At 67.7% G+C, this 12,094-nt stretch carries 13 protein-coding genes and 1 tRNA gene; 6 read left to right on the forward strand and 8 right to left on the reverse strand.

Annotated elements, in window-relative coordinates; genetic code table 11:
* The first annotated feature begins 67 nt into the window (after positions 1-67).
* Entirely contained in the window at positions 68-1,519 is a 1,452-nt protein-coding gene (gene gabD / locus AC56DV_RS14500; protein WP_496314982.1) for an NADP-dependent succinate-semialdehyde dehydrogenase, read from the forward strand.
* On the opposite strand, the gene AC56DV_RS14505 is transcribed toward gabD, so the two are convergent.
* Both AC56DV_RS14505 and AC56DV_RS14510 read right to left on the reverse strand, forming a co-directional pair.
* Entirely contained in the window at positions 1,516-1,965 is a 450-nt protein-coding gene (locus AC56DV_RS14505; RefSeq protein WP_496314983.1) for a hypothetical protein, read from the reverse strand. The two genes, gabD and AC56DV_RS14505, sit on opposite strands and share 4 nt — an antisense overlap.
* A gap of 9 nt (positions 1,966-1,974) precedes the next feature.
* On the reverse strand, positions 1,975-3,231 hold the full coding sequence (locus AC56DV_RS14510; protein WP_496314984.1) for an extracellular catalytic domain type 2 short-chain-length polyhydroxyalkanoate depolymerase: 1,257 nt from the start codon (positions 3,229-3,231) through the stop codon (positions 1,975-1,977).
* Between the two features lie 135 nt (positions 3,232-3,366).
* On the opposite strand from AC56DV_RS14510, the gene AC56DV_RS14515 reads away from it, so the two are divergent.
* The gene (locus AC56DV_RS14515; RefSeq protein ID WP_496314985.1) at positions 3,367-3,969 is read left to right on the forward strand and encodes a glutathione peroxidase; all 603 of its coding nucleotides are present in this window, start codon (positions 3,367-3,369) and stop codon (positions 3,967-3,969) included.
* A 12-nt stretch (positions 3,970-3,981) separates the two neighbouring features.
* Positions 3,982-5,172 (forward strand): esterase/lipase family protein, encoded by a 1,191-nt coding sequence (locus tag AC56DV_RS14520; protein WP_496314986.1) that lies wholly within the window; start codon positions 3,982-3,984, stop codon positions 5,170-5,172.
* Here the strand turns inward: AC56DV_RS14520 and AC56DV_RS14525 are convergent.
* Positions 5,167-5,574, reverse strand: a complete 408-nt coding sequence (locus AC56DV_RS14525) for a rhodanese-like domain-containing protein (protein ID WP_496314987.1) — start codon at positions 5,572-5,574, stop codon at positions 5,167-5,169. The two genes, AC56DV_RS14520 and AC56DV_RS14525, sit on opposite strands and share 6 nt — an antisense overlap.
* A gap of 94 nt (positions 5,575-5,668) precedes the next feature.
* On the opposite strand from AC56DV_RS14525, the gene ftrA reads away from it, so the two are divergent.
* Entirely contained in the window at positions 5,669-6,625 is a 957-nt protein-coding gene (gene ftrA, locus AC56DV_RS14530; RefSeq protein ID WP_496314988.1) for a transcriptional regulator FtrA, read from the forward strand.
* 122 nt (positions 6,626-6,747) lie between these two features.
* Complete coding sequence (locus AC56DV_RS14535) at positions 6,748-7,107, forward strand: DUF1428 domain-containing protein (RefSeq protein ID WP_496314989.1); 360 nt, start codon at positions 6,748-6,750, stop codon at positions 7,105-7,107.
* Here the strand turns inward: AC56DV_RS14535 and AC56DV_RS14540 are convergent.
* The 4 genes from AC56DV_RS14540 to AC56DV_RS14555 form a co-directional block, all read right to left on the reverse strand.
* Positions 7,094-7,714, reverse strand: a complete 621-nt coding sequence (locus AC56DV_RS14540; RefSeq protein WP_496314990.1) for a DUF6058 family natural product biosynthesis protein — start codon at positions 7,712-7,714, stop codon at positions 7,094-7,096. The genes AC56DV_RS14535 and AC56DV_RS14540 overlap by 14 nt on opposite strands.
* 83 nt (positions 7,715-7,797) lie before the next feature.
* Positions 7,798-9,648, reverse strand: coding sequence for an aminodeoxychorismate synthase component I (gene pabB, locus AC56DV_RS14545; protein WP_496314991.1), 1,851 nt, complete (start codon positions 9,646-9,648; stop codon positions 7,798-7,800).
* 20 nt (positions 9,649-9,668) lie between these two features.
* Entirely contained in the window at positions 9,669-10,244 is a 576-nt protein-coding gene (slmA, locus tag AC56DV_RS14550; protein WP_496314992.1) for a nucleoid occlusion factor SlmA, read from the reverse strand.
* A gap of 40 nt (positions 10,245-10,284) precedes the next feature.
* Positions 10,285-10,986, reverse strand: a complete 702-nt coding sequence (locus AC56DV_RS14555; RefSeq protein WP_496314993.1) for an HAD-IA family hydrolase — start codon at positions 10,984-10,986, stop codon at positions 10,285-10,287.
* Between the two features lie 77 nt (positions 10,987-11,063).
* Between AC56DV_RS14555 and AC56DV_RS14560 the strand changes: the two genes are divergently transcribed.
* Positions 11,064-11,963, forward strand: a complete 900-nt coding sequence (locus AC56DV_RS14560; protein ID WP_496314994.1) for a TraB/GumN family protein — start codon at positions 11,064-11,066, stop codon at positions 11,961-11,963.
* 47 nt (positions 11,964-12,010) lie between these two features.
* Here the strand turns inward: AC56DV_RS14560 and AC56DV_RS14565 are convergent.
* Positions 12,011-12,085, reverse strand: a tRNA-Thr gene (locus AC56DV_RS14565).
* Positions 12,086-12,094 lie beyond the last annotated feature (9 nt).

The following is a 12,094-nucleotide window of genomic DNA, read 5'->3' on the forward strand; positions in this document are numbered from 1 at the left end:
CGCCCTGCAAGGGCGCGGCCTCTGTGGCATAGTAGGCAATGATATTCACTATGCACGGAGAGCCGCTATGCAATTGAAAGATCCTACCCTGCTGCGTCAGCAAGCCTACATCAACGGCGAGTGGACCGATGCCGACAGCGGCAAGACCCACGCCGTGTACAACCCCGCCACGGGCGAGCAGATCGGAACCATGCCGGACTGCGGCGCCGCCGAAACGCGGCGCGCCATCGAGGCCGCCAACGCCGCCTGGCCGGCCTGGCGCAAGAAGACCGCCAAGGAGCGCGCCGCCGTGCTGCGCAAATGGGCCGACCTGATCGTGGAAAACGTGGACGACCTGGCGCTGCTGATGACCACCGAGCAGGGCAAGCCGCTGGCCGAGTCCAAGGGCGAGGTGATCTTCGGCGCCTCCTTCATCGAATGGTTCGCGGAAGAGGGCAAGCGCGTCGCCGGCGACACCCTGGCCTCGCCATGGCCGGACCGCCGCCTGATCGTGACCAAGGAGCCGATCGGCGTGTGCGCCGCCATCACGCCGTGGAATTTCCCTGCCGCCATGATCACCCGCAAGGCCGGCCCTGCGCTGGCGGCCGGCTGCCCGATGGTGCTGAAGCCGGCCGAAGCGACGCCGTTCTCGGCGCTGGCGCTGGCCGTGCTGGCCGAGCGCGCGGGCGTGCCGCCGGGGGTGTTCAGCGTGGTGACCGGTTCGCCGCGCGAAATCGGCGGCGAAATGACCAGCAACCCCATCGTGCGCAAGCTGACTTTCACCGGCTCGACCGGCGTGGGCCGCTTGCTGATGGAGCAGTGCGCGCCCACCATCAAGAAGCTGTCGCTGGAGCTGGGCGGCAACGCGCCCTTCATCGTGTTCGACGACGCCGACCTGGACGCGGCGGTGGAGGGCGCCATCGCCTCCAAGTACCGCAACGCGGGCCAGACTTGCGTGTGCGCCAACCGCATCTACGTGCAGGACGGCGTGTACGAAGCCTTCGCCGAGAAGTTCGTGGCGGCCGTGTCCAAGCTGAAGGTGGGCGATGGCACCGAGCCGGGCGTGACGCAAGGCCCGCTGATCGACGGCAAGGCGGTGCAGAAGGTGGAAGAGCACGTGGCCGACGCGCTGGCCAAGGGCGGCCGGCTGCTGCTGGGCGGCAAGCGCCATGCGCTGGGCCACAGCTTCTTCGAGCCGACCGTGATCGCCGACGTGACGCCGGCCATGCGCGTGTCCGGCGAGGAAACCTTCGGCCCGCTGGCGCCGCTGTTCCGCTTCCACACCGACGACGAAGCCGTGGCGCTGGCCAACAGCACCGAGTTCGGCCTGGCCAGCTACTTCTATTCGCGCGACATCGGCCGCATCTGGCGCGTGGCCGAAGGGCTGGAATCCGGCATGGTGGGGGTAAACACCGGCTTGATTTCCAACGAAATCGCCCCCTTCGGCGGCGTCAAGCAATCGGGCCTGGGCCGCGAAGGGTCGGTGTACGGCATGGAAGACTACCTGGTCATCAAGTACATCTGCCTGGGCGGCATTTAAGCGTCCGGCGCCACGGTGGCCGGTGTGGCCGAGGCCGGCGGCTGCAGCACATGCAGCAGCTGCCGGCTCAGCGCTTCATAACGCGCGCTGTCCTGCACGCGCAGCGTGCGCAGGTAATCGGCGATCAGTTCGCCGTTCAATTCCCCCGGCGCCAGGGCGCGCCGCTGCAGCTTGATGCGCTGGATGTCGGCGTTGGCCAGGCGCAGCTTGCCGAGCGGACTTTTCTCGTCCGCCGGCACGTCCTTCATCGTCTGCAGCAGCACTTCCGTGATCCAGCCCAGCTGGCTGCCGTAGGAGGCGCGCTTGAAGGCCGCTTCCTCGACCTCGCCGTCGCCCGCCGAGCGCGGGATCGCATTGAAAAAGCGGTCCAGTTCAATGTCCTGCCTTACGCTGCCGCTCCACGGCAGGAAAAACTGCGGCGATAGATTCCAGAACAGGGGAAACATGGCGATCTCCTATGGGCAACTGCCGACGACGAAATGGCTGGGCGCGGTGCGCCGCAGCGTGGTGCGGATGAACAGGCTGTTCAGGCCCATGCTCTGGCCGGAACCCTGCGCATACGCGAAAAAGAAACGCTCGTAGGCGCGGCCGGCGAGCACATGGTCGGGATTGCTGGCGGTGAAGCAGGCCGTGCCGCCGGGCGGCGGCGGCGCGGTTCCGCCCCCGGTCAGCCGGTCCGCCATGGCTTTCACGGCCGCCATCTGGCGGCCGGCCTGGCGGGCGTAATTGGCGTCGTCGTAGTTGAACCAGTCCCAGCAGGCGTTCGGGTTGGCGATGGGGAATACCGGCGCCGCTTGCGGGAACAGCACCAGGATGCGGTTGCTGTCGGCCCAGCGCAAATAGCCGGTGTCGCGGATGAATTTGTCGCCGATGCTGCGCGCATCCTGCTTGCAGCCGTGGAAGGCCACGTGCAGCTTGCAGCCCTGGCCGCCGCCGGCGTCGCAGGCGGGCGGCATGTACAGGAAGCCGCTGGCGGCCATGCCGTGCGCGGTGGGGTCGGCCAGGTACTGGCCCTGGTCGAACTCCAGCAGGCGGCCGGCCGGGGCGCTGGCGCTGCGCGGCGCCAGGCCCGGATAAATCCATTGCAGCAGCTGGCCGGCGGCATCGATGCCGCAGTTGTTGATGTAGGGCGAGCCCAGGCTGGAGCAGGCGTTGCCGGCGCTGTCGGTCGGCATGGCGTGCTGGGCTGCAACGTCCTTGCGGTAGCTGATGTTGCCGCTATCCATGTAGCGCCGGTAGTAGCTGTGCAGGTCGTTCATCACGGCTTGCGGCACCACGGTGTCGGCGGTGCCGGAAAACATCCAGATGCGCTGGCTGGCCATATTGGCTACCGGGTCGATGCTGCGGGCGGCGGCGTACTGTTCGGTCAGTGCGGCCAGCGCGGCCACGTTGGTGCCGCCCGCGCGCACCTGGCACATGCCGAAGCCGGTGCAGCTGCAGACCGTGGTGGCGGTGTCCACGCTGCCGCGCGCGCAGCTGTAGGGGCCGCCCGCCACCACGCCGGCGCCTTTCACGCTGGCGGAATAGGCCACGCCGTACTGCACCGCCATGTAGCCGCCGGAGGACAGGCCGGATACGGACACGTCGGCCGCCTGCATGGCCGGCAGGCCGGGCAGCTGGGCGCGCAGCGGCAACAGCAGCAGCGCGGCGCCGATCAGCGCCAGCAGCACCAGCACATGCAGCAGGCGGCGGGAGGGAGGAAGGTGATGCATGGGAATGCTCTTCGTTGGCAGGGGTAAGAGGCCATTTTGCTGGCGCGGCGGTGGGCGGGGTTTAATCTGCATCAATTGTGCGGCACTTATGGCTTTGGCATAGAATGGATTTTTTTATCAGATTGCGCACCCGCCATGTCCAAGAAAACTGCCGCCCTTGCCTTCGTCTCCACCCTCGGATTGCTGGCCTCCTTCGCCGTGCCGTCCGCCCGCGCGCAATCGGCTGCCCCAGCCGCCGCTGCAGCGCCGGCCGCCGGCTGCCCGGCCATCCTGAAACAGTCGTTCAACCGCCTGCAGGACGAGGCGCCGCAGGACCTGTGCCAGTACGCGGGCAAGGTGATCCTGGTGGTGAATACCGCCAGCTATTGCGGCTACACCAAGCAGTACGAAGGGCTGGAAGCGCTGTACGGCAAGTATGGCAGCAAGGGCCTGGTGGTGCTGGGCTTTCCTTCGAACGACTTCGGCAAGCAGGAGCCGGGCTCGGCCAAGGAAATCGCCGACCTGTGCTACAACACTTACGGCGTGAAGTTCCCGATGTTCGCCAAGACGGTGGTGTCCGGCACGGCCGCCAATCCCTTCTACGCCAGCCTGATCAAGGCCACCGGCAAGACCCCGGCATGGAATTTCCATAAATACCTGATCGACCGCAATGGCAAAGTGGTGGAAAGCTTCCCGAGCAAGGTGACGCCGGAAGACAAGCAGCTGGTCGGCGCGGTGGAAAAAGCGCTGGGCGGCTAAGCGGCCCGCGCCGTGGCCGCCAAGCCCTCCCGCGTTGCCGACCTGATCGGCGCAGCGCGCCTGGCGACGGGCGCGGTGGGCGGCGTGGCGGAGCTGGCGGAGGCGCTGCACATGGCCGTCCTGGGCAATATCCCCGCGCCAGTTGGCCGGCCGCTGGCGCTGGCCACCTCGCTGGTCTACCGCAGCGTGCGCGGCGTGGCGGGACTGGCCGGCGGCGGCCTGGAGCACGCCCTGGCGCGCCTGCAGCCCCTGCTGGGCGAGCGCAGCGGCTGGTCCGGGCGGGAAGCCGTCCTGGCGGCGCTGAACGGCGTGCTGGGCGACCAGCTCGCGCGCGACAACAACCCGCTTGCCATCCCCATGCAATTCCGGCGCGCCGGCATGCCTCTGGCCTTGCCGGACCGTCAAGGCGCGCCCGCCAGCGCGTTGAGCGGCCGCGTCCTGGTGCTGGCGCACGGCCTCTGCATGAACGATCTGCAGTGGCAGCGCAACGGCCACGACCACGGCGCGCTGCTGGAGCGCGAACGCGGCTACACGCCGGTTTATTTGCACTACAACACCGGCCGCCACATCTCCGAAAACGGCGACGATTTCGCCCACAAGCTGGAAGCGCTGCTGGCCGCCTGGCCGGTACCGGTGGAAGAGCTGGTGATTATCGGCCACAGCATGGGCGGCCTGGTGGCCCGCAGCGCCTGCCATTACGGCGCGCAAGCCGGCCACCGCTGGCCGGGGCTGCTGAGCAAGCTGGTCTTCCTTGGATCGCCGCACCACGGCGCGCCGCTGGAGCGCGGCGGCAACTGGGTGCACCTGCTGACCGAACTCACGCCCTACACCGCACCCTTCACCCGGCTGGCCAAGCTGCGCAGCGCCGGCATCACGGATCTGCGGCACGGCAGCCTGCTGGACGATGACTGGGCGGGCCGCGACCGTTTTGCCCACGGCAGCGCGCCGCCGGCATCGGTGCCGCTGCCATCCGGCGTGGCCTGCTACGCCGTGGCCGGCACCATCGGCAAGGACGCGGACCGGCTCAGCGGCCGGCTGGCGGGCGACGGCCTGGTCCCCCTGGCCAGCGCCCTCGGCCAGCATCCCGACCCGCAGCGCAGCCTCGCCATCCCCGCCGAACGGCTGGCGACCGTGTACGGCGTTAACCACTTGGAACTGCTGGACTGCCCGCAAGTCCGCCAGCACCTGCTGGCATGGCTATAACGATTTGGCTGTGGACGTTTGCAACACAAAGCCTTCGTCCAGCCAGCCGGTGATGCCCCCGGTCATCAGCTTGACGGGCAGGCCCAGCCTGGCAAGGCGGATGGCGGCGCGGGCGGCGCCGTTGCAGTGCGGCCCGGCGCAATAGACCACGAACAAGGTGCCGTCCGGGTAGGCCGCCATTTTCGAGCCGATGATCTTGCGGTGCGCCAGGTCCACTGCGCCCGGCACGTGGCCGGCCGCGTATTTTTCGCTGCCGCGCACGTCCAGCAGCACGAAATCCTGCTTCCCGGTACTGAGCGCGTCGTGCACGTCCCAGCAGTCGGTTTCGAAGGTGAACTGCGCTTCAAAATGCGCCAGGGCGAGCTGGCTGGGGGCGGCGGCGGTTTCGGTGACGAACGACATGGCGGACTCCTTGTTGGTTGCAATAAGGCCATTATCGAAGCTGCCCGCCGCGTCCGGCAGTGGCGCGCATGCTAATATGCGGTAAGATTGCGCCATGAAAAAACACCTCGTCGTCGCGCTGGCCTATGACCGGCTGTGCACCTTCGAGTTCGGCTGCGTGGTCGAACTGTTCGCGCTGGAACGCCCCGAGCTGGGCGTGGACTGGTACGACTTCCAGGTGTGCGCAGTCGAGCCAGGCCCGATCCGCGCGGCGGGCGGCATTACCGTGCAGGCGCCTTACCAGCCGGAATTGCTGGCGCTGGCCGACACCATCGTCATCCCCGGCTGGCGCGACGCCGACGAAGCGCCGCCGCCGGCGCTGCTGGACGCCATCCGCGCCGCCCACGCGCGCGGCGCGCGCCTGTGCTCGATCTGCTCCGGCGTGTTCGTGCTGGCCGCCGCCGGGGTGCTGGACGGCCTGCGCGCCACCACCCACTGGCGCTACACGGAACGCCTGGCGCGCCGCCATCCGCGCGTGATGGTGCAGCCGGACGACCTGTACGTCGACCAGGGCCGCATCATCACCTCGGCCGGCTCCGCCGCCGGCATCGACATGCTGCTGCACCTGGTGCGGCGCGACTACGGCGCGCGCGTCGGCAACCTGGTGGCGCAGCGGCTGGTGGTGGCGCCGCACCGCGAGGGCGGCCAGGCCCAGTTTCTGCCGCGCCCCATGGCGCACGACGAGCAAGGCCGCCTGTCGCGATTGATGGACTGGCTGCGCGCCAATCCTGCGGAGCAGCACAGCGTCAAATCGATGGCCGAACACGCCGCCATGAGCGCGCGCACCTTGCAGCGCCAGTTCCAGGATGCCACCGGCATGGGACCGGTGGAGTGGCTCACGCGCGAGCGCATCGCCATCGCCAAGGACTTGCTGGAAGCGGCCGACGTGCCGCTGGCGCAAGTGGCCGAGCGGGCCGGCTTCGGTTCCGAAGAATCGCTGCGCCACCACTTCCGCCGCCTCGCCGCCACCAGCCCGGGCGCCTACCGCCGCCGCTTCGCCGCCACTGTTTAGCCACCGGCTTGACCGTTGCCTGGACCTGCGCCGCATCTATCGTGCGCACCTTGTGTTGCACGCGGCCTTGGCCTAATCTGGAAAGCTCACCAACAAGCGTTACAGACGCTAAGGAGACAGCCATGCCTTATGTCGATGGATTTGTATTGCCGGTTCCCACGAAGAATCTGGATGCGTACAAGAAAATGTCCACCGCCTGCGGCGCCATCTGGCGCGAGTACGGTGCGCTGGAGTACCGCGAGTGCGTGGGCGACGATGTGAAGCCGGGCGAGCACACTTCGTTTCCGCAAGCCGTGAAGCTGGAGGAGGGCGAGACGGTGGTGTTCTCGTGGATTATTTACGAGTCGCGCGCCAAGCGCGACGAGGTCAACGAGAAGGTGATGAAGGACCCGCGCCTGGCCGACTGGATGAAGCCGGAGAGCATGCCGTTCGACGGCAAGCGCATGTTCTGGGGCGGCTTCGAGATGATCATCGATTTGTAGCTGCCATCTGCGCGCGCAGCGTGTCGATCAGGCTGTGGCGCGAACTGCGCGCGCGTTCATGCGGCGCGAATGGCGAGCTGGCCAGGTCCAGCAGGTCGATGGCCGCCATCAGCCGCTCGCGCTGCGCGCCGTCCAGTTCCGCCACGCCGTGCGCCGCCAGGCTGCGGATCGCGGCGCTGGCCAGCTCCTTGGCCGCAATGTCTTCCGGCAGTCCCGAGCGCGTGCACAGGCCGTAGGTGCCGCTCAGGAAGTGCTGCCACTCAGCGCGCAGGTCCGGCCGGTACGGCTCGCTGCCTTGCGCGTCCAACGCCGCCAGCCGCGCCAGATAGCGTTCGGCGAAGATGCGGAAGCCGTCCTCCTCATGCGCCAGTGCGCGCACCGTGCCTGCCCACATGACATAGCCCCGCGCGTAGTAGCGCGCGCCGGCCTGTTCCGCATGGGCGCCGAAATACGAATCGCAAGCGATGTCCAGGCGCAGCGTGTAGGACGGCTGCGGCATCAGCCTGCGCTCCTGCAGGCCGGCCAGTTCGCCGGCGGCCAGGCCGCTCGCGGCGAGCAACTGCTCTTCGTCAAGATAAGTGTGTTCCAGGTAGCGTATCAGTTCCATGCGTGCCGCCCGTTGTCGTCGATGAAGGCACTGTACGGCGGCGGCCGCAGCCTTGCTTCGGGCTGCGGCGAAGCGTGGAATGCTTACAGGACCGCGCGCACGGCGCCGCGCAGCGCGTTGCAGACCACGATTTCCTCGGCCTGTTCCAGCATGGTGCGCGTGATCACGCGTTCGCTGGCGTTCCAGGCCGGATCGTCCAGCATGGCGGCGCGCATCACGCCGGGCAGCAGGCCGCTTGCCAGCGGCGGCGTGTACCAGCGGCCATCCAGCTTCACGAACACGCTGCTGCGGCCACCTTCGGCCAGCTCGCCGCGCTCATTGAAGAACAGCATGTCGAACGCGCCTTGCGCTTCGGCCGCGCGCCAGGCGGCGTCGTAGCGGGCGCGCAGGTTGGTCTTGTGGCGCAGGAACAGGTCGCCGCTGTCGGTGGTGTCGTCGGACAGCAGCACGCGCACCGGCTCGGCCAGCGGCGCCAGCTCGCCTTGCTGCACGGCGAAGGCGCCGGCCTGGTTCAGCGCCAGGCGCAGGCGCATCGGCGTGGCGGGCTGCATCATGTTGCAGGCCATGGCGACGTAGGCGCGCGCAGCGTCGCCGTTGTAGGCGAAACCGAAGTAGCGCGCCGACGCGGACAGGCGCTGCAAGTGCCGCTCCAGGTTGCGCGCGCCCTGCTCGCGCGTGGCGTACATGGTTTCGAACAGTTCGAAGTCGTTGGACAGCCCGGTCAGGAAGCGCGCCTTCAGCTGGCATTCCGCAAACTCGTCGTTCGCTTCGCTGTCGTAGACGATGCCTGCGCCCACGCCCATTTCGCCGGCCCGGACGCCATGCTGAGGCGCTTGCAGCGCCAGCGTGCGGATCGGCACCGACATGCAGAAGTCGCCCACGCCGTGGTCGGACGGCTGGAACCAGCCGATGGCGCCGGTGTACAGGCCGCGCGGCGACGGCTCCAGTTCGGCGATGATCTCCATGGTGCGCCGCTTGGGCGCGCCGGTGATGGAGCCGCAGGGATAGAGCGCGTGGAAGATGCCTGCCATGTCGACGCCGTCGCGCAACCGGGCGCGCACGGTGGAGGTCATCTGCAGCACGCTGCTGTAGCGCCGCACCTCGAACAGCGCCGGCACTTCCACCGTGCCGGTCTGCGCGATGCGGCCGATGTCGTTGCGCAGCAGGTCCACGATCATCAGGTTCTCGGCGCGGTTCTTGGCGTCCGCCGCCAGCGCCGCCGCGCGTTTCGCGTTCTCCGCCTCGTCGCCGCCCGCCGCTGCGGGCGCGGTGCCCTTCATCGGCCGCGCTGTCAGCTCGCCGTCCGCGTGGCGCACGAACAGTTCCGGCGACAGCGACAGCACCGCCGTGCCGTCGTCCAGGGCCACCAGCGCGCCGTACGGCACCGGCTGGCGCGCGCGCAGGCGCTCGTACAGGCCGAAGATGGAACCGAAGGCGTCGAAGCGCAGGCGGTAGGTGTAGTTCACCTGGTAGGTGTCGCCCGCCGCGATGTAGTCGCGGATGCGGTTGATCGCGCCGGTGAATTGCTCCTTGCCGACATTGGCGTGCACGTTGGCGATGCCGGCCGGCGTGGCGTCGGCTTCCGAGCACGCCGCCAGCCAGGCCGCCACTTCTGCTTGCGATAGCAGGTCGCAGCGGTTGAAGATCAGGATCTGCGCCAGCGGCGCGCCGGTGGCCTGGTGCTGCTGGTGCTGCGCCACGGCCGGCATGCCCGCGATATGCGCGCCCAGTTCGTAGGCGCACAAGGTCACCGCGTGCTGGCCGTTGCCCAGCGCGGTCTCCATCTGTTCGAGTATGCGGTGCCAGCCGGCCAGATCGTGGCAGCGCAACGTGACCGCGTGGCTGGTGTACAGGCGCGAGCGCGCCGTCGCCATGCCGTCCGGGCTGGCATCGTCCAGCAATGCGAAGCACTGCACACTCGGTTCAACGCTCATGTTCTTGCCCGTTCCCTTACTCAGTTCAGCAGCAGGGAGATCTGCACCGCCGCGTCCTGCGCGGGGTTCAGCTTGAAGCCGCTCTTGGCGTAGCGGTGCCAGCGGCCCGCCACATAGCTTACCAGCATGGCGGCGCGCGCGGCCACGTCGGCCTCGTGGCCATGGCCGGTGCTGGCGGCCAGGCGCAAGGCCTGCTTCAGCGCCAGCTCCACGCGGTCATAGAACTGGTTCATGCGCTGCTGCAGGCGCTCGTCCTCGTTCACCAGCGCGTCGCCGATCAGCACCCGCGTCATGCCCGGGTTGCTGCTGGCGAACTGCAGCAGCATGCCGACGATGCCGCGCGCCTGCGCCATGCCGTCTTCCTCGCGTTCCGCGATCTGGTTGATCAGGCCGAACACGGTGGCCTCGATGAACTCGATCAGCCCCTCGAACATTTGCGCCTTGCTGGCGAAATGGCGGTACAGGGCCGCTTCGGAAAATTCCAGTTTGCGGGCCAGCGCGGCGGTGGTGATCTTGTCGCCTTTGGGCTGCTCCAGCATCTCGGCCAGAGCTTCCAGAATTTGTTGCCTGCGTTGGCCTGGCTGTGTGCTTGCCATGGGATCTCGACGGTTGGTGAAAAAGCGGGATGAAAAAAAGTCAGCGCAGCCGGGACAGGCGCGCAGGCAGATGCAGTACGGATTTTACTTTGACATCGACCCAAGCGGGGCGAATTAGTCTTTTCGGCACATGGGCCGCACCGATCGGGTCGGCCATTTTCAGGTACTGCGTCACCCAGGCCGTGCGCATGCCCAGGCCGTGCGCGGTGCGCAAGTTGGCCAGCGTGTCCTCCACCAGGATGCAGCGGCCCGGCGCCACGCCCTGCTTGCGCATCAGGTTGCGCAGCATCAGGCGCGAAGGCTTGGGCCGCAGCTGGCGGTGGATGCGCATCGATTCGATGGCGATGTGGTGCGAGAAGTGGCGCTGCAAGCCCATGTGCCGCAGCACCATGGCCGAATAGCGGTGCGGCGCGTTGGTCAGCAGGATTTTGCGGCCGGGCAGGGCGCGCAGCAAGCGGCCCAGGCCTTTTTCGGCGCGTATCATGCGCGCCAGGTCGGGCATGTTGTGCGTCTCGTGCAGGAAGTGCTCGGAGCGCACGCCGTGGTGCTTCACCAGGCCCAGCAAGGTGGCGCCGTAGCGCTGCCAGTACAGCTTGCGCGCCGCGTTCACCTCGTCCGCGCCGGCCGGCGCGCCTTCCTTGCCCAGCACGCGCGCAATGTAGGCGTTCATGTTGGCGGTAATGGCCGGAAAAATGGCATGCGACGCGTTGTGCAGCGTATTGTCCAGATCAAACAGCCACACAGGTGCCCTGGTGGAAGGTTTATTATTCACAGCTAAATTCAGTACAAAAGGTAAACATGCGACGCCAGATTATAGTGATGTTTTGCAGTCTCTTCCTGCTGGCGTCCGGATGGGCCCAGGCGGAGGCGCCGGCGTCGCCAGGCGTTGTGCCCAACCGGGGCGCGCTGTTCAAGCTGGAGCAGGGCGGGCATACAGCTTATCTGTTTGGCACCATCCATGTCGGCGCGGCCGATTTCTATCCGCTGGAACCGCGCGTGATGCAGGCCTTGCAGCGCGCCACCGTGCTGGCGCTGGAAGTCGATCCGCTGGGCGACCCGGTCAAGATCGGCAACGCGGTGCGCGAGCACGGCCTGTACCAGCGCGGCCGCGGCCCGGCCTCCGCCGAGCTGCCGGCGCAGTACCGGCCGCGCCTGGAGCGCCTGCTGCGCCGCTTTTCCATTGCCGACGAATCGGTGGCCGCCATGAAGCCGTGGATGCTGGCCAGCCTGCTCACCGTGAGCGAATTCGCGGCGCAGGGCTACCAAGCCGGTTTGGCGGTGGACGCATGGCTGTCGCAACAGGCCCGCGCGCGCAAGCTGCGCGTGGTGGAGCTGGAATCGGTGGCGGGCCAGATGGCGCTGTTCAACAGCATGACCATGGCCGAGCAGGGGCTGTTCCTGCAAGAGGGCATTACGGCTATCGAAGACCAGGAGCAGGCCGCGCAGGCGCGCGAGATCGCCAACGCCTGGCGCAACGCGGACGCGGCCGCGCTGGACGCCCTGGCGCGCAAGGCGGCCGCCGACGACAGCTTTTCCGGCCGCTTCGTGCAGAAGGTGCTGCTGGACGGGCGCAATCCCGCGCTGGCGGACAATGTGGTGAAACTGCTGGCGCGCGAAAAAAACAGCCTGGTGGCGATCGGCATCCTGCACCTGGTGGGAACGAACAGCGTACCGGAATTGCTGAAGCGGCGCGGCGTGGCGGTGGAGCGGATTTACTAAGGGGGATTTACAAGGGAGGATTTACTGCGGAGGTGCTGCGGAAAGAATGGTGCCCTTGACGTGGATTGAACACGTGGCCTCTCCCTTACCAAGGGAGTGCTCTACCACTGAGCTACAAGGGCATACACATC

The sequence above is a fragment of the Massilia sp. BGA-UO-ETr-WB1 genome (assembly GCF_059567845.1).